19 protein-coding genes are annotated in these 21,970 nt (G+C 60.4%); 7 read left to right on the top strand and 12 right to left on the bottom strand.

The genetic code is table 11. The features are described 5' to 3' along the window. Window positions 1–52: 52 nt before the first annotated feature. Complete coding sequence (locus tag AC24GY_RS05495; protein ID WP_487680979.1) at window positions 53–571, bottom strand: hypothetical protein; 519 nt, start codon at window positions 569–571, stop codon at window positions 53–55. A 133-nt stretch (window positions 572–704) separates the two neighbouring features. On the opposite strand from AC24GY_RS05495, the gene AC24GY_RS05490 reads away from it, so the two are divergent. Continuing rightward, window positions 705–1,394 carry a YceH family protein gene (locus tag AC24GY_RS05490; protein ID WP_487680978.1) on the top strand — a complete coding sequence of 230 codons (690 nt, stop codon included), beginning with the start codon at window positions 705–707 and terminating at the stop codon, window positions 1,392–1,394. A gap of 3 nt (window positions 1,395–1,397) precedes the next feature. On the opposite strand, the gene AC24GY_RS05485 is transcribed toward AC24GY_RS05490, so the two are convergent. From AC24GY_RS05485 to AC24GY_RS05475, 3 genes are all read right to left on the bottom strand, one after another. Then, complete coding sequence (locus AC24GY_RS05485) at window positions 1,398–2,948, bottom strand: PDZ domain-containing protein (protein ID WP_487680976.1); 1,551 nt, start codon at window positions 2,946–2,948, stop codon at window positions 1,398–1,400. A gap of 41 nt (window positions 2,949–2,989) precedes the next feature. Continuing rightward, the gene (locus tag AC24GY_RS05480) at window positions 2,990–4,492 is read right to left on the bottom strand and encodes a S1C family serine protease (protein ID WP_487680974.1); all 1,503 of its coding nucleotides are present in this window, start codon (window positions 4,490–4,492) and stop codon (window positions 2,990–2,992) included. An 86-nt stretch (window positions 4,493–4,578) separates the two neighbouring features. Then, window positions 4,579–6,261 (bottom strand): sialate O-acetylesterase, encoded by a 1,683-nt coding sequence (locus AC24GY_RS05475; RefSeq protein WP_487680972.1) that lies wholly within the window; start codon window positions 6,259–6,261, stop codon window positions 4,579–4,581. A gap of 107 nt (window positions 6,262–6,368) precedes the next feature. Between AC24GY_RS05475 and AC24GY_RS05470 the strand changes: the two genes are divergently transcribed. After that, on the top strand, window positions 6,369–7,943 hold the full coding sequence (locus tag AC24GY_RS05470) for a peptide ABC transporter substrate-binding protein (RefSeq protein WP_487680970.1): 1,575 nt from the start codon (window positions 6,369–6,371) through the stop codon (window positions 7,941–7,943). A gap of 14 nt (window positions 7,944–7,957) precedes the next feature. On the opposite strand, the gene AC24GY_RS05465 is transcribed toward AC24GY_RS05470, so the two are convergent. The 7 genes from AC24GY_RS05465 to AC24GY_RS05435 form a co-directional block, all read right to left on the bottom strand. Beyond that, on the bottom strand, window positions 7,958–8,509 hold the full coding sequence (locus tag AC24GY_RS05465; RefSeq protein WP_487680968.1) for a Uma2 family endonuclease: 552 nt from the start codon (window positions 8,507–8,509) through the stop codon (window positions 7,958–7,960). An 89-nt stretch (window positions 8,510–8,598) separates the two neighbouring features. Further along, on the bottom strand, window positions 8,599–10,167 hold the full coding sequence (locus AC24GY_RS05460) for a hypothetical protein (RefSeq protein ID WP_487680966.1): 1,569 nt from the start codon (window positions 10,165–10,167) through the stop codon (window positions 8,599–8,601). 64 nt (window positions 10,168–10,231) lie between these two features. Continuing rightward, window positions 10,232–10,879 (bottom strand): class I SAM-dependent methyltransferase, encoded by a 648-nt coding sequence (locus AC24GY_RS05455; RefSeq protein WP_487680964.1) that lies wholly within the window; start codon window positions 10,877–10,879, stop codon window positions 10,232–10,234. Window positions 10,880–10,895: 16 nt separating this feature from the next. Then, a complete protein-coding gene (locus AC24GY_RS05450; protein WP_487680962.1) occupies window positions 10,896–12,155 on the bottom strand; it encodes a beta-ketoacyl-[acyl-carrier-protein] synthase family protein in 1,260 nt (419 codons plus the stop codon). After that, complete coding sequence (locus tag AC24GY_RS05445) at window positions 12,152–12,508, bottom strand: phosphopantetheine-binding protein (protein ID WP_487680960.1); 357 nt, start codon at window positions 12,506–12,508, stop codon at window positions 12,152–12,154. Before AC24GY_RS05445 ends, AC24GY_RS05450 begins: the two co-directional genes overlap by 4 nt. A 190-nt stretch (window positions 12,509–12,698) precedes the next feature. After that, complete coding sequence (locus AC24GY_RS05440) at window positions 12,699–13,895, bottom strand: FAD-dependent oxidoreductase (protein WP_487680958.1); 1,197 nt, start codon at window positions 13,893–13,895, stop codon at window positions 12,699–12,701. Continuing rightward, complete coding sequence (locus AC24GY_RS05435) at window positions 13,892–15,049, bottom strand: type III polyketide synthase (RefSeq protein ID WP_487680956.1); 1,158 nt, start codon at window positions 15,047–15,049, stop codon at window positions 13,892–13,894. The genes AC24GY_RS05440 and AC24GY_RS05435 overlap by 4 nt, the downstream gene beginning before the upstream one ends. 328 nt (window positions 15,050–15,377) lie before the next feature. Here AC24GY_RS05435 and AC24GY_RS05430 point away from each other — a divergent pair, with 328 nt between their 5' ends. The 5 genes from AC24GY_RS05430 to AC24GY_RS05410 are packed head-to-tail and all read left to right on the top strand — an operon-like array spanning window position 15,378 to window position 19,537. After that, window positions 15,378–17,042 carry an FMN-binding protein gene (locus AC24GY_RS05430; protein WP_487680954.1) on the top strand — a complete coding sequence of 555 codons (1,665 nt, stop codon included), beginning with the start codon at window positions 15,378–15,380 and terminating at the stop codon, window positions 17,040–17,042. A 24-nt stretch (window positions 17,043–17,066) separates the two neighbouring features. After that, entirely contained in the window at window positions 17,067–17,855 is a 789-nt protein-coding gene (locus AC24GY_RS05425) for a hypothetical protein (RefSeq protein WP_487680952.1), read from the top strand. 5 nt (window positions 17,856–17,860) lie between these two features. Then, on the top strand, window positions 17,861–18,748 hold the full coding sequence (gene xerA / locus AC24GY_RS05420) for a site-specific tyrosine recombinase/integron integrase (RefSeq protein WP_397384381.1): 888 nt from the start codon (window positions 17,861–17,863) through the stop codon (window positions 18,746–18,748). A 50-nt stretch (window positions 18,749–18,798) separates the two neighbouring features. Beyond that, window positions 18,799–19,050 carry a UPF0175 family protein gene (locus tag AC24GY_RS05415; RefSeq protein ID WP_422321619.1) on the top strand — a complete coding sequence of 84 codons (252 nt, stop codon included), beginning with the start codon at window positions 18,799–18,801 and terminating at the stop codon, window positions 19,048–19,050. Then, entirely contained in the window at window positions 19,043–19,537 is a 495-nt protein-coding gene (locus tag AC24GY_RS05410) for a PIN domain-containing protein (RefSeq protein WP_487680949.1), read from the top strand. Before AC24GY_RS05415 ends, AC24GY_RS05410 begins: the two co-directional genes overlap by 8 nt. A gap of 85 nt (window positions 19,538–19,622) precedes the next feature. Here AC24GY_RS05410 and AC24GY_RS05405 read toward each other — a convergent pair whose 3' ends face one another. Beyond that, window positions 19,623–21,956 (bottom strand): heparinase II/III domain-containing protein, encoded by a 2,334-nt coding sequence (locus AC24GY_RS05405; protein WP_422321617.1) that lies wholly within the window; start codon window positions 21,954–21,956, stop codon window positions 19,623–19,625. Window positions 21,957–21,970: the final 14 nt, after the last annotated feature.

The raw sequence follows: 21,970 nt of genomic DNA, 5'->3' as shown, positions 1-21,970 counted from the left end.
CCCAAGAAACCTTGAGCGCTGCGTGAGAGCTGCTGAGAATGGCGAAGTCGGATCAATGATGATGGCCACCCATATGGCCGCCGCCACCACCGAAGCTATGACCGCCACCTAAGCCGCCCAAAGAGCCGCTATGCATGGAGTGGCCGCCGAAAGGAGAGCCGCCTAAGTTGTGGCTGGCAAAGCTGTGATTGCCGAATGGGGAGCCGCCGAAGCTACGACCCAAGGGCGACAGGTTGGTGCGTCCCAGAAACGGAGAGCTGTAGTGGCCCCTGTTGTAGCCGACATTCCCGAAGTTGCCGAAGCTGCCAAAGGACCGGAAGGGGCTGGAGTAATAGTTGCGGTTGTAACTGCTATAAGCGTAGGGTCTGGAATAGCCGCCATAGTAACCGCCGAGGCCACCCAAGCCGAGCAGAGGACTTGCGTAGTAGTTATTGTTGTAATAGCTGCGGCCATAACCGCCGTAGCCACCGTACCCCCCGTAGCCATAGCCGGGATATCCGTATATGTCGCATGAGGAGAGTGATAGAGCAGCGAAGACTGCGCCGCACAGGAGGACAAGTTTCGTTTTCATGACACAGAGTTCGACGCCCCCCAGAGAGATGTATTCAGAAATATATTCGCATTCCTTGAAAACCAACCCCGACCGGATGTTGAACGCGGCCTGCAACCGTGGATGTTGACCGCTTTTCCCAAGCTATTTTCACATGTCCGCCGAATCCGTCACTCCTGCCATCCTGTTCACGCTCACGCCCGAAGCCGTCCGGGTGATGGGTTGTTTGATCGAAAAAGAAATCACGCTGCCGGACTACTATCCGATGACGCTGAACGCGCTCGTCACCGCCTGCAATCAGACCACGAACCGTGACCCCATCGTACGCTATGACGAGCGCACCGTGCTGCGGGCGCTGGAGTCGATGAAAACCCATGGCTATGTTTTTGAAGTCAACATCGTGGGCGGCCGCACCCTGAAGTACCGGCACAACTTGAAGGGCAAGCTGCAAGGCCTAGACCGCCCCCACATGGCGCTGCTGTGCATGCTGATGCTGCGCGGATCCCAAACGGCAGGCGAGCTGCGCCAGCGCACTGAGCGCTTGTTTGAATTCCCGGACATGCCCAGCGTGGAGAACGCACTGGCGGAGCTGATCGGCTACAACGAAGGCCCGCTGGTGCAGTGCATTCCCGCAGGCCCGGGACAGCGTGTGGCGCAGTTCATGCATCTGCTGTGTGGCGAGGTGGCAGGCGCAGCGGCTGCCACTCTCTCCGCTCATGCACCGGCAGCACCGGTGGTGGAAGACTCGTCTGATGCGGACTGGCGCGCGAAGATGGAGGCGGAGATCACCCTGCTGAAGGCGCAGGTGTCACGGCTGCAGACACTGATCGGTGCGGTGAAGTAAGCCTCACTCCAGCCGCATCAGGCTGCCGATGCGATAGGCACCGCCGAGCAGGCGCTTGTTGTCATTGGCTGCAGTGGCGGTGTCGAGATAGAGGATGTGCGGGAAGTCATTGAGCTCGATGACATGCGTGGTGTCCGTCACGCTCTTGAAGGCCTCATTGAGGTCATTGAGATCTTTGATGGCCTTGCCGTTCACCTTGTTGACCACCTGCCCGCCGAGCTTGTCATAGCCCTGGGCGCTGGGAGTGGGAAGCACGAGGCTGAGGAAGACGAGCTTTTTGCGCCCTTCCTCCTCATACTTGTCAGGATGGGAGGCGACGCGAGAGAGGCGCAGGATGGCACCACCGCGCTGTTCGTCTCCAAAGGCGTCCAGATACGGATGGGACAGCTCCTGAAACAGCAGCCCTCCCATGAGCACATAACGCGGGCCTTTGTCGAACAGGTAGGGCAGGACGAGAAAGTCATCCGGCTTGCGACGGGTGAGCTCTCCCTTGAGCGTGACTTCCTTGCCTTCGCGAATCACTTGGATCTCGACCTTCTCACCCACATAGGCACGACCACGCACCAGATGGCTGGAACTGAGGGCACCGAACTGCGGGTCCTTGTAGTCTCCGCGTGAATCAATGACGAACCCATTGATGGCCACCAGGATATCGCCCTTCTTCATGCCGGCCTTTTCAGCCGAGCCGCCCTTCATGACCATGCTGATGAGCACGCCCGGGGCATCGGCCTTGAGTCCGAGGAAATCGCGGAACTGCTCGTCCAGCGTGGTTTGCAATTCCATGCCGAGGCTTGGGAAGCCTTCATAGCTGCCGTCCGCCACGTCTTTGAGAAAGTGCTCGATGATCGGCGCCGGCAGAATGGTGGTGACCTGGTTCTTGGAGTCGTAGCTCAGCAGCAAACCGACGAGCTTGCCGCTTTTCACCACAGGAAGGGTGAAGCTGTTGGCCTCGCTGCGCACGATGTTGTTGGCCTCATAGACGAGGAAGCCGGAGCCTTCGACATTGTAGCGGCGGGTCATCACCTTGCTGATTCTCAGCTCACTTTTGATCAGCTCACCGACGCGGCCGGTCTGCAGAATGTCCACCTTGTCATCAATGCGTGTGCTGGTGTCCACCGCCATGGGCTTAAGGCCGGCAAAGAAGGCCTTCTGCTTGTCGGAGGGCGCTGATTCCAACAGGGCCAGATTGGCTTCATAATCCACCGCCACGACCTTGGCGGAAATCTTCTGGCCTTTCTCCGGCAGCTCGAGCTCGATGTAAGTGGCGTCCGCCACCATCTGGCCGGTGACGAGCACGCGGTTGCCGGCAAGCACGACCCCGAGTCCACGCCGGCTCGAAGGGGATTCCTTCTGCCAGGGCAGATGCAGGCTGTAGGGCTGGGAGGTGGCGTTCACCCTCACTAGCGAGTTGTTTTGCACGACCTGCTGCGGAGCAGAGCCCACCTCTGCTACTGCAGGGGCACGCTTCTTTTTGGGGGCTTCTGTCTCGGGTGTCTGAGCCGACAAAGTGGCGGCACCGAATGCGAGAAAAAGGAAAATCGGGGAGAGCTTCATGGATGCGTCGAGGCTGAGAGGTTCAAAGTCGGATCACGCGGCTATTCGTCGCCAAGATAGGAGTCTTCGAGGATGTTGTAGGTCTCCATGATGCGTTTGTGGGCGGCCTCGGCGAGCTCACGCTTGAGCACCAGCGGACGGTTTTTTTCCAGCAGCACGATCTCGATGAAGGGCTTGTCCTTCTTGGCCAGGGCCGTCTCCACATCCTTGAGTGTCTTGATTTTCACGCCGTTGATTTCATCCACGATGCTGTGCGCGTAAGGCGTGATCCAGGTATTCACTTCATCCGGCAGCACGTTTGTCAGCACGACGGGCTCAGGACGCTCCACGTAGAGCTTGTCGGTCAGGAAGTTGTCGAACACGTAGTTCACCGTGTCGTCGCGCATTTGATGGGCGTCCATCAGGTTGCGGTCCAGCGGCTGAAACACGAGGCCGGCATTGACGATGTAGCGTGGGCGCTGGTTGTACTGGGCGCCGAGGCGGACATAGGGATCAAAGCGTTTCAGAGTCACCGTGGACTCCAGTTTTTTTCCATCGCGCATGTACTTCAGCTTGATGGTGTCACCGGCGAACTTGCGCTCGACGATTTCATTCATGTCCATCAGCTCGCCTTCAAAGCGCACGAGGCCGTTGTTCATCACCGGGTTGTCATCAATGCTCAGAATGACGTCGCCGATTTTCAGCAGATCGCCCACGCTGCCCTGGGGCTCCACGTCTCCGACCATCACGCCGACCCCATCACTGCCGGTGCCGAGCGCCTTGGCCTGGGCTGGATTTTCAATGGGGAAATCGCTGGCGGCGAGATCCACATAGTGATCGTAGCGACCGTCTTCGATGTCCTTGAGGAAGCGCTTGATGACCGGCACCGGAATCATGTAGCCGACGTTCTGCGCCACGCGACCGCTGAAGCCCTGAAAGGCCACACCGACGACTTTGCCCGCCTGCATCACCGGACCGCCGGAGTTGCCGGGATTGATGGCGGCATCCACCTGAATGGCGAGATGGGAGTCTACGCTGGTATGGCTGTATGGGCGGAAGTCGATGCGTGAGACCACGCCACGTGTCACGGAGATGCGGTCACCGCCGATGGGATAGCCGATGGCGATCACCTCGGTGTTGAGCTGGGGAATGCCGCCGAAGTCGAGCGGCTTGAGCTTTTCAAAGTGGCTGCTGTCCTCGGCTTCGATCAAGGCGAGGTCACAATCATGCGCGATGTGAACGATCCTGGCTGGATGCGGCTCAGGGTCGTTGGTGGTGCGGATCAGAATGCGCGTGGCATTGCTGACGACGTGGGCATTGGTCAGAAACCGGTTTTTGCCAATGAGGAATCCGGTGCCGCTGCCGCCGCTGGGCTGGCCGGCGTTCCATGGCTCACGATAGTCGGGGACCAGCACTGAAACATCGATGTTGACGATGCCTTCCCATGCTCCCGAAGCTGTGTCGATGGCCGAGTTTGCTGCGGGAGGAGCCGGAACGGGTTGCGCGCAGAGGGCTGAAGGAAGCAGAACCAGGGCGAGAAAAGGCAGAAGCGGTCGGATGTTCATGCAGGTGACGTGAAGTCACAAACATACGCGGTCCGCCACTTCTAACACAAGTTTGCTGAAGAAATAATCGCCCTCGAAGCGGGCGCTTACTTCTTCGCGGCTTTTTTCTTCGCTTCGATGGCCTTCTGCTGTTCTGCCTGAATTTTTCTGAGCTTCACGATCTCTTCCCTTTGCTTGGCGATCTGGGCCTCGGCGCTGTTCGGATTGGCAGGGTCCGTGATCATTGGAAAATCGTCAGTACGGAACGGCGTCACTGGCAGGCCTTCGGCAGAAAAGACATTGCAGACCGGATTGTCAGCCCAGGCGTAGCGGACGGCCACGGGTTTGGCGATGCCCTCAGCGCTCACTTCGATCTGGTTGGTGCCTTTCTTCGAACCGCCGATGATGCTGGCTTTGGCCCAGACCCACTTTTTGTCCTCACCGCAGATCATGAAACCTTTGACCTCATCCGTATCGACCGTGCGCAGGCCCTGCGGAGCGTAGTCAAAAGTCAGCAGTGCTTTGCCGCCGTCAAACTTCGCATCTTTGATCTCAGGGCTGCGGTAGGGCAGCTTCTGGCCGTAATCGTTCACCAAGGCCCAACGGGCGAGGCGCTCGGCCACGTCGCGCTTGTTTTTGGGATGGATGTCGTTTGCTTCACCGAGGTCGGTGATGACGCACTGGCCGGTTTTGGGCAGCTTGCTCATCGTGCGGGTCTGGGCTTCGCGCAGCTCGGCCCAGTCGCTTTCCACCGGCTCGGTCTGGTAGGGCTTGAAGTCGGCCAGCTGCACCCAGTAGAAGGGGAAATCTCCCTGCTGCCATTCTTTGCGCCAATGCTCGATCATGAAGGGAAACAGCTCGCCGTATTCCTTCGCGCGGCTGGCATTGGACTCGCCCTGGTACCAGATCACGCCTTTGATGCCGTAGCCAATCGTCGGGTGCAGCACGCCTGCATAGAGATTGCCCGGGCGGTGCTGGCCGGTCATTGGATTCTGCGGCGGACGTGGAGCTGGGACGGTGTACATTTCGCCGGCCTTGACCGCTGCAGCGCGGGCCTTCACCCACGCATCTACCTTGGCTTTGTGATCGGCCTGCTGCTTGTCGAAGGCTTCCTTCGTGAAGGTGGACTCGGTCTGTTTCCAGCGGGCGATGATGGAGGCAAAGCGCGGGTCTTTTTCGAGCACGTCGCGTTTCACCCAGGCTTCGCAGGCGCTGCCGCCCCAGGCATTGTCAATGAGGCCGACGGGAACGCCGAGCATCTCATGCAGCACACGGCCGAAATGGTAGCCCACGGCGGTGAACTGGCCGGCATTGGCGGGACTGCATTCTTCCCACTGGCCTTTGAAGTCGTTCTGGATCTCCTGCGTGCCGACCTGCGGCACGGAGATGAGGCGGATCTGTGGGAGCTTTGCCTGCGCGATGTCGAGGTCCGCATCCCAGACACTGGAAAGATTGAACCCCATGTTGGACTGGCCGGAGCAGATCCACACCTCGCCCACGAGCACGTTTTTCAGCTCCTTGGTGCTGCTGCCCTTGATGGTGATCGTCGCTGGCTTCGCATTCGCCGGCACTGCATCCAGCTTCACGGTCCATTTGCCATCCGCGCCAGCCTTGGCGGTCTTGGTCTGGCCGGCAAAGGTCACGGTGACCTCGGTGCCGGGGGCGTCCCAGCCCCAGACGGGATTCGACTGCTTCTGCTGCAGCACCATGTTGTCGCCAATGATGGCGGGGAGTTTCAATTCCGCGCGGGCGGAGACGGCAAGGAGGGTGAGAAGGCAGAGGAGGCGCATGGGCTGGAAAAAAGCTGGGCGTTGGGAACGCTGCGTGCAGGCAAATCATTGCAGCCTGATGCAAGGAATGTGCTGCGGACAGTCGCAACCGTGTGCTAGCTTTTCGCGTGATTCGTTTCGCCCTTGCCGCCGCACTTCTGCTCTCCCTCGCCGCCTGCGGCAAATCGCGGCCGCACGCAGACCTTGTCTTTATCAACGGTGCCGAGCCGGAGAGCATTGATCCGCACGTCGTGACCGACCAAGTGGGCATGCGCATTGCCTCCGCTTTGTTCGAAGGTCTCTGCCGCATTGATGAGACGGGGAAACCGCAGCCCGGCATGGCCGAACGCTGGGAGATGACACCGGACCGCAAGACCTACACCTTTCATCTGCGCCCGAATACGACGTGGAGTGATGGTGCACTGCTCACCACGCAGGACTTTATTTATTCCTGGAAGCGCGTGCTGACGCCCGAGTTCGGCGCTGATTATGCCGGCCAGCTTTACGTCATCAAAAACGCGCGCGCTTACCACGAAGGCACGCTCAAGGACTTCACGCAGGTGGGGGTCACGGCGCTGGATGACCGCACGCTGCGCGTCGAGCTCGAAAACCCCACGCCTTATTTCATCGACCTCTGCGCCTTCACAGCGTTCTACCCCGTGCCGCAGCGCATCATTGAAAAGCACAGCACGGCGTGGATCAAACCGGGATCGTTGATCGGCAACGGCTCCTACACGCTGGAAGACTGGCTGCTGGACGACCGCATCGTGCTGCGCCGCAACGAGGGTTATTGGGACGCCGCCAATGTGCCGATGAAGAGCATCGAAATCCTGCCGATCTCTGAGCCTAACACGGCGATCAATTACTTCCTCACGGGGCAGGCGGATCTGATCATGGACAAGGGCATGGTGCCCACCTCCCTCACCGCCAAGCTCAAGCAGGAACCTTACTTCCACACGGGTCCCTTCCTCGGCAGCTACTTCACCCGCTTCAACGTCAACCGTGCGCCGTTTGACAATCCGAAGATCCGACTGGCTTTCTCGCTGGCCATTGATCGCAAGCGCGTAACCGAAAAGATCACCCAGCTGGGCGAGCGCAACGCCTTCAGCCTCACACCGCCCGGTGCCGGACAAAACTACCAGCCACCGCCCGGCCCCGAATTTGATCCTGAGCGCGCGCGCAAGCTTCTCGCAGAAGCGGGGTATCCCGGCGGCAAGGGCTTCCCACGCGTGGAGTACCTCTACTTTCCAAAGCCCGTCGAGCGCAATATCGCCGTGGAATTGCAGGCCATGTGGCAGGAGCACCTGGGTGTTAGCGTGGATCTGGCGAAGCAGGAATGGAAGATCTACCTCGCTTCGATGAAGGAGAAAAACTACCACCTCTGCCGCAGCAGCTGGGTGGGCGACTACAATGACCCCGGCACGTTTTTGGAGATGTTTCTTTCATCCAGCGGCAACAACCGCACCGGCTTCGCAAACGCTTCATACGACGCCCTCATCGCAGCAGCCGCTCGTGAAGCTGATTTGAACCAGCGCAACACGCTGTTTCAGCAGGCTGAAAAGCTACTCGTCACCGACGAAGCCGTCATCATCCCGATCTACCACTACGTCGGCGTCCAGTTCTTCCACGCCGACCGCCTTACAGGCGTGCAGGCGAATTTGATCGATGATCATCCTTTCCGTTGCATGCGGTGGAAAAAGTAGTCAGTCCGCTGTCCTCAAATCCCAGGCAAAAGCTCGCGCACGCTGATCTTGAGATCAGCAATCGTCGTGCAGGCCACTTCGGCATCACCCTTATAGGTTGTGTGCTGCGTGTAATCACCTTCCCAAGGATTCAAAAAAACGTGAAGCTCCAGCGAGTTCACATCCAGCACCCAGTATTCCGCGATCTCTGCTTTGGCATAGGTGTGGCGCTTGGCGTTCAGATCGAATTCCAGCGAGGTGTCCGACACCTCAATGATGAGCAGCACATCGTCGGGATCAGGATGCGAAAGTGCATAGGCATCCTTGCGCGGCTTGACCACCGCAATGTCCGGCTGCGGTTCGTTGTGCCGGTTGATGCGGATAGGATGCTGACAGCGCACGCGGCAGGAGCTTCCTACTTTGCGACGGATCACATCCTCTGCTTCATCGGTAAATCCAGCGTGCAGAGGTCCGGGTGGCATCATAAAGACAATCTCTCCTTCGATGAGTTCCATTCGCTGCGTGTCGGCCGGGTCACGCGTTTCATAAAGCCGGTACAACTCCTCGACCGTCGTGCGGTGGCGCATGAAGGCGGGCGGCTCAGGCAATGGAGACAAAACAGCCATGGGGGATTTTATGAGACGAATGTGCCGAATGCAAGCCTGCGAACGCCCCCCTACTTCGCCACCGCCGCCACGGCGATGCCGAGTTCCACGGTGGGTTCGGCGGCATCGTTCATCGGTGGTTCGGTGGGCGAGCCGTTGGCGGATTTGAGATCATTTCCCACGGACCAGATCAGACCGCGTGCGAGGCTGTATTGCAGCGGAGCGCCGGTGTAGGGATCGACAGGCACGTCGAGGAGGAAGTTGAAAGTGCGCAGTTGTTCGAGGTTGGCGGGCACTGATTTCTTCTCTGCAATGCAGCGACGCACCGCAAACAAGGTGACGATCAAATTTCCGCGTGTGCGCACCTTTCCAAATTCAGCGGGCAAGGGAGTGTAGGTCTTCATGCGCTGATGGTAGTAGGCGAGCCCGGCGGAATTGGGCTGGTAGGAAGCTCCAGAGGCGGCGACCTCTTTCAGCCGCACTTCGGTGGTATGCGCCAGAGGTGCCTGCACTTCCGTTTTCATCTGCCGGAATGCCGTGGCGAAATGCTGCAGGGTTTCATAGGGTTTGAAAAACAACCGGCCCGGGCGATGCAGCTGAACTCCGCCAGGCATGGTGTCGAGATTCTCGCCGCTCTTCGGGCCGAGGATGAGTTTTTTCTCATGCACGTAGAAGGCATTCATCGCGCCTTCCAGCACCTCTGCCGTGGGCTGGCAGACATTGAACTGTCGCTGAAACTGGCGCAGCGCGGCCTCTGGCAGCTTGGTCTGCCGCAGCAGATCGGCGAGCGTTTGTGCGGCGAGAGTCTGTGCCTCCAGCGCGCGTTGGTAGCAGGAGGGCCAGGCCCAGATTTGCTCCAGTCGCCAGCCGAGTTCCGCGAGATCGATGGCCGCTGTGAACGCCGCCTCTTCCTGCATGCGGCGGGAGAGATAGGCGGCCTCCGCCTGCTTGAGCACCAGCACCTGATGCCAGCGCGGATTCTCGCATGGGTCCGCAGCATGCCATGCGGCGTGCGTGGGATGCCAGTCGGCGTCCTCCAGCAGATCACGCAGATTTTCGAGAGTGGTGGCATTGGACTGCACGAAGCGCGAGAGCGTTGGTGTGTCCCACAGCCATGGTGGTTTGCCTGCGAGCCGTTTGTCTTCAAACGGGATCAGCGCATTCAAAAACTTGCGCAGCTTGTCGGGTGTTTGGATTGTAGCCGCCTGATCGACCGGCCGGTTCAAGAGAAGGTCCGTATCCAGGCCCGGAGCCTGATCGTCCACATAGAGCCAGGCGATGAAGACCAAGGCCAGCAAGCCCATGCTCAGGATGGCCAGCGTGGACCATGAGGCCTCGCGCTCAACTGACGGCGTGGGCCGGGGTTTCGTCACCAGCCGGGAAGGGGGTGCCTGACGCGGCGCGACGGGCACTTTTTCCACCTCCACTGGAGGCGGCGTTTCCACCGGTGGCTTGGGCACGGCCTTGGGCTCTTGCGGCGCAGGCTTCTTTTTCTCCTCGATGTAGCGTTTCTTTTTCCCGGGCGGCGCATCCAGCCACTCCAGATCCAGCTCCCAAGGGGACGCCCATGCGCCACCCGCTTCTCCGCGGTGCGCTGGCTTGTCTTCGGGCGTTTCTGGCGGCGTGTGGGGCCGGATCATGTGCCGCAGTATGAATGCAGTCACGCCCCACGGCAACGGGTGTCATCGCCTCACTGACGGGCTCTCAGCGCCACGCCATGAAGCGACAGGCCCCGCAGGGATGATTGCTGACACAGGTCTGCCAGGTGGAATCCAGTGCGAGTGCATCCCGCAGCTCGTCACCACGAAATCCTGCACGGATGCTCGCCTGCATGTCATGGCGCTGCACATGATTGAGCTCCGCCAGCTCACAAAACAACCTGCCGGAGAGACTGTGAATCCAGTAACGGGCTGGTTCAGCTGCGATGATCAATCGTGTCACAGGAGACAGACGCGAACCCAGCAGGCGCAGTTGTTCCGTGGTGAAGTGATGCAGAAACAAATTCGCGATCACGATTTCTGTGTCGGGCAGCGCCTGCGCCAGAACATCGCCACGCGTCCAGTGCGCCTCTGCGGGCCAGAGCTCCGGCCTGGGTGCCAGATCAAAAGCATGCAGCGCCGCCGCGTTGCAACAGCCTGCTTCCATGAGCCGCAATGAAAGCGCTCCATCCCCCGCACCCAGCTCCGTGATGCGCCAGCCGTCCTCACGATGACGGCGCACCATGCGCTCAATCCAGCGATGATTGCCCATGATGCCGTTGACCTGCAGCATTTCCTCACGCGCGCGAATGGCGTCGGGGTCCTTCGGCGGCAGCGTGTCGAGCAGTTCGGGCTGGAAGACACGCTCTTTCATGGCTTCAGCGCAGGAGTTAAGGCTGCGAGAAAATCAGCGCCACATTCGAGCCGCCGAAGCCGCTGGAGTTGCTCATCGCGACACGCGGCGCCTGCTTGATCGGACTGGTGAGGATGTCCACGCCTTCACAGGCGGGATCCAGCTGCTGAATCTTGGCGGAGATTGGCATGAAGCCTTCCTTCAAGGCCAGACAGCAAATGCCCGCCTCCAGGGCTCCTGCCAGGCAGAGGCCGTGGCCAGTGAGCGCCTTGGTGCTGCTGACCTTCGGTCTGGCATCACCGGTGAAGACGGTTTTCAGCGCGCTCAGCTCGGCGATGTCACCCGCATTGGTGGCAGTGCCGTGCGCGTTGACGTAATCGATCGCCGCAGCCTCCAAATTGGCGTCTTGCAAGGCATTGGTCATGGCACGCGCCAGTCCGCTGCCGCTTGGGTCCGGTGCCACCACATCGTAGCCATCCGAGCCCTGGCCCCAGCCCGCGACCTCGGCGTAAATCGTGGCACCGCGTGCGGCGGCATGTTCAGCCTCTTCGAGCACGAGCGTCACACCGCCACCGGTGGTGATGAAGCCATCGCGGCCTGCATCAAACGGACGCGGCGCCAAGGCAGGATCGCTTTGAGAGCTCAGGGCCCGCAGTGAAGCAAACGGCAAAACGGTGTGCAGCAGCTGGGCGTCCTCGGCACCCACGACGAACATGGTTTTCTGCCGGCCCATCCGGATCATGTCACAGGCGTGTCCGAGGGCGTGCGAGGAGGAGGCGCATGCGCTGTTGAATGCCAGGGTCGCGCCTTTGATGGCAAACAGGGCCGTTAAATTGAGATGCAGCGAATTCGGCATGCCCGTGATGACCACGGGCGCAGAGGTGCGAGCAGGGCCGCGTTTGATCACCGAATCCATCGCCAGATAGGTCATCCAAGGTGATCCTGCCGAAGCGCAGTACAAGCCGGTCTGCGGAGCTGAAACTTGTTCCGGATCGAGTCTGGCATCAGCGATGGCCTCCTGCATGGAAGCATAGGCGAAGACGGCATTGGGAACCATGGTGCGTAGCTGTGCACGGCTCAGTTTCACCTGTTCGGGAAAGGTCCAGTCGAGCGGATCAGAGGTTGGGAACTCGAAGCCCTTCACTGTGCCTGCGAGCTTCACGCGGTCATTCACGGCGGCGAGTTCTGGAACAAACTCAATGCCAGACCGGGCTTCGCGCAGGCTTTCCGTCACCGCCGCACGGTTGTTGCCGATGCTGGAGATGAACCCCAGGCCGGTGACGACCACCCGCTTCATGAGGCACTCGCGCCGAATTTGGCCCGGAGGAATTTCTTCAGATCACCCAGCGTGATGATGCCGCTCAGTTCTTCCGTGGCGATCGTCAGGCCGAGCACTTCTTCCGCCGTCATCACCACTTCGATCATGCCAAACGAATCCATGCCGATGTCATCGATCAGCTTCATGTCGTCTGTGACCGAAGCCACACCATCTGGCCGCGGATTCGCCGCATCACGTGCCAGCACGCCGAGAATGATGGCGTCCAGCTCGTCGAGGTTCTTGCTCTCTTCAAAACGAAGTGCGGCGGCGACCGTCTCCTCACTGCAACGTTTGAGGGATTTGGTGATTTCCTGTTTTCGTTCGTCGCTCACGGGCATGGCTGTGTTTAGTCAATTATGGTGATGGATCAACGCTTTTCAGCACGCAAGGCACCTAGGCAGCCAGCGCCATCCCTTACATTCTGGGGCTAATATAGGGTGTACAGGGTATGAGTGGCACCCTCTTTCGTTTTTCGTCCCGCCAAAACTCCAGCCACACGGGCTGCGCCCAAAGGACCGGAGCTCAAATCCGCCGCGGCTGCAAACTGGTCAAAGGAACCCGCGCGAGGGTATTGAACGGGATCGTGAGCATCGCATAAAAGGATCCCATGTGTCTGGCGACAGGTTTCTGGCAGAGCAGGAACTTCAAAAGGACATCACGCAGCATCGAGAGCGCTTTGCCGCGCCAGGTGCCCAGCCACATGCCCCACTCGGCGCGGGTGATGGCTGTTTTGGCCGCCTTGCGGCGGAAGCGGTTGTAGGCTGGCAGCAGTTGCAGCGGATCGGCCTGGCAAAGAATGGCGGCGAGAAACTCTGCGTCTGCAAAGCCGGTGTTCATGCCCTGGCCACCGATGGGGCTCATGACGTGCGCGGCGTCACCACAGAGGATGATGCGCCCCTCGTAGTAGCGGTCACAGTTGAATTTACGCGGCGTGAAGGCGCTTTCACTGAGCTGATCGGTGGCTGGGACATCGAGGCCGGTGCGCCTTTTGATCAGCTCGCTGACAAACCCCAGTGGTGGATGATCCTGATGCGTTTCAGTCTGCACAATCCAGCGCCGCTGGCCACCGGGCAGTGGAAAAGACTCCACCGCACCCGTCTCGGTGAAAAACAAGTGCGCCTCATCACCAAAACCACTGCGGTCGGTAAAATCGCCCATGGCAAAATGGCAGTCATAGACATGACCCGGTGCCCGCATGCCGATGAACTCACGGACGCGACTGCGGCTGCCATCACACGCGATCACGAAGCGTGCCGTGATCATACCATCACCGGTTTGCACGGAACAGTGCTCCTCAAACTGCCTCACGTCGCTGACTTCACAGCCGGGCTGGAAGTGCTCCTGCCCCAGATGCTTCTGCAGGATCGCAATGGTGGTGGCCTGCGGAAGTGACAGAATGAAGCGGTGCGCATCCGGAATCTCCCGAAACGAAACACAACCAAGCTGACCACGCTGGCCATGCACAAGGCAGTCGCGCACCTGCACGCCCTTGGCGACGAACTCGGCGGCGAGACCCAGCTTGTCCAGGATCTGCAGTGAGGGTGGCGTGATGCCGATGGCCGCCGAGTACGCCATGGGCTCGGCACGCCGCTCCAGTACGCGGAGACGCACCCCCTGCTGCTTCAGCAGACAGGCCAGCAACAAGCCCACAGGCCCGCCACCCACGATGATCACATCGTAGTCTGGCGCGCTTTTCGCACTGTTGGTGACTGGTTTCATGCCACGACTTCTGCCAGCGCGGCAGGCTGGGCTTTCTGGGCTGCCGAGATGGCGGCTCCGCAGCGTTCCAGCACCGCCGTTTCCACCGTGAGCCCCGGACCAAAGGCAATGGCGCAGGTCATGGCGCGCTCAGTCTCCGCTTCTTCGAGGAAACCTTTGAGTACAAACAGCACCGTCGGGCTGCTCATGTTACCGTAGTCGCGCAGCACGCTGCGGGACATTTCCAGAGCCGTGGCGGGCAGGGCGAGCTGCTCTTCGATTTGGTCGAGAATCGCGCGGCCACCTGGATGCACCGCCCATTCGTCGATGTCCGCCGGTGTGAGCCCGCGCTTGTCGAGGATGCCGCCGACCATCGCACGGATGTTGCTGCCGATAAGTTCGGGCACATAGGCCGAAAGCACCATGTTGAAACCGTGGTCGCCAATGTCCCAGGCCATGTGCGCTTCGCTGGAAGGCACCAGCGCCGACTGAAAGCCATGCACCCGGTAATAGGGCCGGTCATGCGCCGGTTCGCGTGCGCTGACGATGGCCGCAGCAGCGCCGTCCGCAAACAGCGCATTGGCCACGATGCTCTCCGGTTTGTCACTGACCTGCAGATGCAGGGAGCAGAGTTCAAGACACATCACCAGCACCACGGCCTGCGGATTGGCCTCACAAAATTGAGCTGCCATACGCAGCGCTGGAAAGGCGGCGTAGCAGCCCATGAACCCGACGGTGTAGCGCTCGACGTTTTCATTGAGCCCCACGTCACGGATGATGTGGTAGTCCGGCCCCGGATTGGCAAAGCCGGTGCAGGAGGCAAAGACCACATGCGTGATGTCGCTCTTCACAAACTGCGGACACTCGGCCAGGGTCTTGTGTGCGAGCTTTACCGCGAGTTCGCGCGAAGCCTTGGCATAAAGCGTGTTGCGCTGGCCGGTGGTGGGAGAGTTGATGGAACCATCCGGCAATGTGTAAAACAGCGCGCCGTCATCCTTCATGAAGTCATCGCTGGCGCTGTAGCGCGTCTCGATGCCCGTGCGGTCATAGATCATGTCCACCAGACGTTTGGCCCGCGGCTCGGACACCCAGCTCTTCATGCGCTCACGCGTGAACTCGTTGCTGTATATGAAGTCCGGCGTCTCGGTGGAGATGTGATGAATGAAAGCGGGCATGAATCAGGAAGGATTACGTTTCAGGGAGACGAAGAAGTGCACCTTGATCGTATCGCCCGCACGGATGAAGAACAGCATAGAGAGCACCTTGATGTCGCTCTTTTTAAGTGAGACATCGAAATTCAGATCAAAGCAGGCCTTGTCGCAGTTGCCGGTGTCCGCCAGCGCGGAGCGAAGGAGGCAAGCCGGCAGCTCATGGTGGTGCCATCATAACCCAGCGAGGGGACTTGGAACGTTAATTCCGTCCTGAAACATATTTCCACCGGTCGATTCAGCACGGCAACGGCTTCGTGAATGACATTCCGGGCCATGCTGCTAACGATTTGCCATGCCCTCCACCCGCCGCTGGAAATCCCCCGCTCTACGCCTCTGGCGCGTGGCGTTGTTGGCGCTGGCGGTCGTGGCCATCCGGCGCTCACACCCGTCTTCATCGGTGGCGCTGACGGTGGACCGCGTGCGGGATTTTTTTCCTGCTGCAGCGACTTTGACGCCCCAGAACGGCATGCAGGCGGTGAAGGATGCCTCGGGCATCACGCTTGGCCATGTCATGCAGACTTCGCCGGAAGCGGATGACATCATCGGCTACTCGGGGCCGACGAACACGCTCATCGCGCTGGACTCACGTGGCAAAGTCCTGGGGCTGCGCATCCTGAGCAGCGGAGATACGACGGATCATCTGGCCGAGGTGGTGCGTGAAAGGTCGTTCTTCAAGCAGTTCACGGGCAAGAAGGCTGCGGAGCTTTCGAGCCTGCTGCCGCAGGCCGTTTCCGGGGCGACGCTGACGAGCAGCGCGATTGCTGAAGGAGTGTTGCGCCGCCTGGGCAAAAGCGCGACGACTTCGCTGCGGTTTCCTGACGCGATCACGCTGGATGAGGTCAAAAAGCTCGAACCTCGGGCGGTGAAACTGCGTGAATCCAAACAGCATCCCGGTTCACAGGAAGTGCTGGATGAGAAAGGTGCGGTGATCGCGCTGGCGGTGCGCACGGCGCCGGCTTCCGATGGAACAGTCGGCTACAAAGGGCCGAGCGACACCTTCATGCTGATGGATGCTGGCGGCACGACGCTGCGCGGCATCGCCCTGCGGCGCAGCTATGACACGGAGCAGTATGTGGGCTACGTCACGGGCGATCCGGCGTTTTTGAAAACGTTTGATGGCATGACGACGGAGAAGATCGCGCACATCGACTTCAATGCCGTCGGCGTGGAAGGCGTATCCGGCGCTACGCAGACGAGCTACGGCATCGCCGAAGGGGTGCGGGTGCGTGCTGAGTCCCTGCTGCATGAGCAGGAGGCCCGCAGCGGCTGGTGGCAGCAGATTCGCTGGCGCTGGCAGGACAGCGGCCATGTGGCGATCCTGCTGGCGGCTTTGGTGATGGCCTTCACTCCGCTGCGGGGCCGGGCGTGGTGCCGGCATTTGCATCACGTACTGCTGGTGATCTATGGCGGCTTTGTTGCGGGTGAGATGCTGTCCCAAGGACTCCTCGTAGGATGGGCGACACACGGCACCCCCTGGAAAAACGCCCATGGGCTGGTGCTGCTGGCTGCCGTGGCGCTGCTGGGGCCGGTGTTCACCAGCAAGCAGATCTACTGCCACCACATCTGCCCGCACGGCGCGCTGCAGCAGCTCCTCGTCCGCCGGCTGCCGTGGCAGTGGTCGCCTTCGAAAACAACCGACAAGCTGCTGTCCAAACTGCCCTTCGTGCTGCTGGCGCTGGTGTTGTTCAGCGTGGCCTTTGGCCTGCCAGTCAATCTGAACGCCCTGGAGCCCTTTGATGCGTATCTGTTTCGCGTGGCGGGCTGGGCGAGCATTGGGATCGCCATCGGCGGTCTGCTGGTGTCGCTCTTCACCCCGCTGGCGTACTGCCGCTACGGGTGCCCTACGGGGGCGTTGTTCAAGCTGCTGCGCTTCACGGGTGATGGAGATCGCTTCGGCGCACGCGATTGGATAGCCGCGCTGTGTGTGACGTTCGTTCTTCTCTTGGCTCCGGGCTGAAACCGGACTACCAACCCCACAGACATGTCCCTCATTCCTCAATTAGAGTCCAAATTCGGCCGCTTCGCCATTCCAGGCCTGGTGCAGGTCATCGCCGCGTTTCAACTGCTGGTGCTCTTCATGGTCATGGTGATGTCGCCGGAGGGTGCGGCGGCGTATTTGCAGTTTCTTGAGCTGAATCCGATCCGGGTGATGCACGGCGAGGTCTGGCGGCTGGTCACCCATGTGTTCATCCCCGGCAATTTTTCGCTCATCTGGGCGCTGATCGGCGCGATGTTCATGATGTGGATTGGCCGCGGTTTGGAATCGGCCTGGGGAGCGTTCCGGGTCAATCTCTACATCATCGGCTGGATGATTGCCGTGACCGTGGGGGCGCTGCTGTTTCACTGGCCTGCGTCAGGAATGTTTCTCTTTCAGACCCTGCTGTTCGCCTTTGCGTCCCTGTATCCGAATGAGGAAATCTACATCTACTTCATTCTGCCGATCAAAATGAAATGGGTGGCGGCTTTGACTGCGGGGATGACGGCCTTTCTGGTGGTGCGTGAGCCCGCGCTGCTGTTTCCGGTGCTGGTGGGACACCTGAACTTTTTCATCGCGTTCGGCCCTGGATTCCTCAGCGAACGGGCGCGCATGGCCCAGGTGGCCTCACGCCGTGGCAAGTTTGAATCTGCCCAGCTCCCGCAGGGCACCTTTTTCCACCAATGCTCGGTCTGCAAAAAGACGGAGCTGGATGATGCGCAGCTGGAATTCCGCGTGCTGGACTCCGGCGATGAAATCTGCAGCGTGTGCCGCGCGAAACAGACCGGAGGATAAACGCCATGGAGGACAAGCTCGCCGCCGAGTTTCTGGAGTTCATGGAGGTGGAGCGCCGCTCCTCGGAGCGCACGCTGGCAAACTACGAGCTGGCCCTGCGGCAGTTCCGTGAATGGCGCACGCCGTTCAAAGGCTGGAGCGAACTCACCGCCGATGACTTCCGCGCGTTCTTGTTTGATCTGATGAAGCGCGAACGCGGGCGGGCGACGATCCGGCTGCAGTTCGCGGCGCTGCGCAGTTTCTTCAAATGGCTGACGCGGCGGCGCGGCTGGAAAGCCAATCCGCTGCTGGAGGTGCAGCTGCCCAAGCGTGAAAAGAAGCTGCCGGTGGTGCTCACAGTGACGCAGGTGGAGGCCATGCTGGCGCTGCCGCTGAGCCTGGAAAAATCCAAGCGCGATGCGGTGTGGGCGCCGGAGCGTGACACGGCGATCCTGGAGCTGTTTTACAGCACCGGCATGCGTCTGAGCGAACTGGTGGGGCTGAACGTGGCGGACATTGACACCTACACCGAAACCGTGCGCGTGTTTGGCAAGGGGAAGAAGGAGCGGCTCTGCCCGGTGGGCTCCAAAGCCCTGGAGGCCGTGCAGCGCTACCGCGCAAAGGCGGGTGTGCATGATGGAGCGTTGTTTCTCAGCAAGCTGCGCACGCGCATCACGGCACAGTCCGTGGACGATGTGATCATGAAATACTGGCGTGCCTCCGGCCTGCCGGTGCACCTCACGCCGCACAAGCTGCGCCACAGCTTTGCCACGCATCTGCTGAACAACGGCGCCGATCTGCGCAGCGTGCAGGAGCTGCTGGGACATGCGAGCCTTTCGACCACGCAGATCTACACGCATGTCTCCACGCAGCGCATGAAGGAAGTCTATGAAGCCGCGCACCCGCGGGCGTGAGTTGAGAGATTGAAAACAGCCAGAAGTCGGTTTAGCATGTCAGCACTCTCATGACCTCTTTGCTTGAAGTCGAATTCCCGGTCACCTTGACATTGCACGCTAAGAGCCGTGCAGACGTGGAACAACGCAGCCGCTTCCTGCTGGCGCTGAAGTACTTCGAACTTGGAGAAGTCAGTTCAGGACAGGCGGCAAAAATGTGCGGCATGGGCCGGGTGGCCTTCCTTGCCGAATGCAGCCGCTGTGGAGTTCCGGTAAGCGAACTGGACGGTGATGATCTCGAACGGGAATTCGCCGATGGCTGATTTCTTTGCTCATCCCATTGTCTGCAACACCGGCCCTCTCATTGCGCTGAGCCGTACCAACCTCGGGCATTTGCTGACAAAGCTGTTTCCGCGCGTGATGACCACGCAGGCAGTGGTGGCCGAACTAACGGCCAAAGATGCTGGAGATGCCGACGAGGTTCGGCAAACTCTCGCTCACGTCGAAATCGTGGAGACATCAACACCCGACCCTCTGCTCGTTACCGAGCTGGATGCCGGTGAGGCATCCGTCATTCAGGCGGCGCGGGATCATGGCATCACCGGTGTCTTGATTGACGAACGCCGGGCGCGACGTATCGCAGCAGAGGCCTATCATCTGGAAGTGCGGGGCACCTGCGCAGTGTTCCTGCGTGCGAAGCGTGAAGGATTGCTCCCAAGCATCAGACCCGTGCTGGAGAACCTTGTCGCCAAAGGCTACTTCCTTGGCCCTCAACTCATGACGGAATGCCTGCGCCTGGCAGGAGAATAGCGTAATGGGGCGTCATCTTTCTGCCTGCCGCCGTTCTCCGCGCCTGATGTGAAGGCACTCAGAAAACGGCAGCATGCTGCAGTGATCACTTCTTCGATACCCAGGTCGCGACCGGCGTGGGCGTATGCGCTGGCGCTTCATCGAGGGCAAAGGTGATGCAGAGGCTTTGCGGACCTTTGGCACCCTCGACCGAAGCCTTGAGCACGTGGACGTTGGCCTTTACCAAGTCACGGGACTGTTCGCTGGCGGGTTCTGGTGGTACGCCTGCACTGAAGGTGGCCGAGGCGGGTGAGACAATCGTAGCGACGAGGGTTTTGCCACCGAGGGTGAGCTTGGCCGTGGTGCCGGAGGGGTTGATCTCCGCCATGGTGTGCATGCTCCAGGTGATGTTGCCGGTGTTTTTCATGATGAGGTCATCCTGCACCACAATGTAGGGCTTCTCCCCGCGCACGACCATGATGCCCCGATGGACGTCCTTCGCGGGTTTGGAATAGGCCTTGGTCATGTCCACCACGGCGAGGCCGCGTTCCGGTGTGGAGGCACCGAGCAGCACCGCTGCTTTGGCATCGAGTTCCTGCTGATTGCCGTCGATGACGAGGGTGTTCTGACCCAGCGTGTTTTCGAGGTAAAGGGCAAAACGCTTGGTACGATCCGCGCCGGGTTTGACTTCAAAGCCGGGGGCTTTGTCCATTTCAGCACCGAGTTCGATGCCCCAGCGCTGACCGCCGGCTTCCAGCACAAAGCTGCCGATGTCGAGCTGCGCCGTGGTGTCTTCATTTTCGCCGCCTTTGACGGCGACGAAGTAATCCGTCTTTTCCCAGCCGGAGCGTGAGGTGGCCACAAAGCCGCCGGGCTGAGCGTAGTCCATCGTGTCCGCCGTGCCGTCTCCGGCGGCGTGCGGGTTGTAGTAGATGAAGTTGCCGACCTGGCCAAAATAGGCGGCGGTCACAGGCTGCTTGCCAGCGGCAGCGACGGCACGGAGGCCGGGATTTCCCGCGATGCCACTCAGCCAGGTGGCGACCCACGGACGGGTGGAGGCAGCGCTGGTGGCATCTCCAAAATTGAAAGACTGACCGCTGGGGCCCATCATGTGCATGCGGGCGGTGTTGAACTGCGGAATGCCTTCCAGCAGGCTGATGTTAAGATCGCGTCCAGAAGCGGCCTTGAGGGACTCAGAGAGCATGGCCACGTAATCCATCACTGTTTCACCGGCCTGCAGGCCTTCGGGCCAGACACCTGCTGGAGCAAAACGGACGATGCCTTTGCCAAAGACCTTGGCAGCCGCATCCGCCGCTTTTTTGGCGATGGAAGGGTCCTCATCCACAAGGCAGATGGCGGAGAGCAGGAGGGCGGAGGCGGCGGCCATCTGCTTGCTGTCTGGAAGGAGTTTGCCAACATCGGGTTTCGCCTGAGGCTTTCCTTGGGCCTTCGGTGGGGCGGCCTTGGATTTTGTTCCCGTCTGGCCGCCGGAGGTGCCTTTGGCGCTCTCGGGGATCTCTTCGCCCTCAAGATGTGCGATGAGGGCCCCGATGCCTTTCTCTGCGAGGAAGGTACGGACGACAGCCGCCTGCTCGGCGTTCAATCCGGCGCGGAACCAGTCATAGCCCAGGGAGGTGGCCACCACGAGGTCGGTCAAATTGTCCATGAGATCAGGATGCCAGTCGCGGAAGGTCACTTTGTCTGTCAGGGCGATGAGTTCCTTGGTGCCTTTGTCCTGCCATTTCAGATCGCCGTCGCAGAAGTGCAGCGCCCCCAGCAGGCCCATGCGATAAACAGCTTTTGGTCCTTCACCCCCGGTCTCGCCGTTGATGCGTGTGAGCTCCGGATCCAGCAGAAGATCCTCCCCGGAGGCTTTCATGGCCTCCATGATTTTTGCCAGCACAGGATCCGCTGCGATCTGACCTTTCAGCGCCGCCCAGCCAGCGGCGTTGTGAATCAGGCGCGGCCGCACTTTGGCGACGCCACTGAGGTAATCGTTGGCCGAGGGGGCTTTGAATTTGGCCGCTGGTACCACCGCGATGGCAGGCCTCGGGGGCGCAGGTTTTTTCACGACGGCAGCGGTTTTGGCACCTCCCTTGGGCGCGGCAGCGGGGGGCGTGGCAGGGGGTGTACCCGCTGGAGTCGCAGGCATCGCCACTGCGGGTGCGGCAGCAGGGGCGGCCTGCATGGCGGCATAGCGTCCCTTGGCGTATTCAAAGTCAGCCGGGCTCAGATTGGCAATGGCCACATCAAACTCGCGCCCGTCCTTCGTCTTGATCTTCAGCGTCTTGGCAACGGCATCGACCGAAATCAGGGTCGCCTCCACCGTTTTGCCGGAGGTGTTCGTCCAGGTGTGGAATTCTTCTGCGAGCTGCGCACTGGCGCTGGCGGCGAACAGGCAGACGGAAGCAAGAGAGAGGAAACGCGAAGCGGTTTTCATGACGGAAGGGTTGA

This window comes from Prosthecobacter sp. Pr1, from assembly GCF_057652315.1.
The sequence above is the reverse complement of the archived record's forward strand: the minus strand, read 5'-3'. Positions and strand labels throughout refer to the sequence as shown.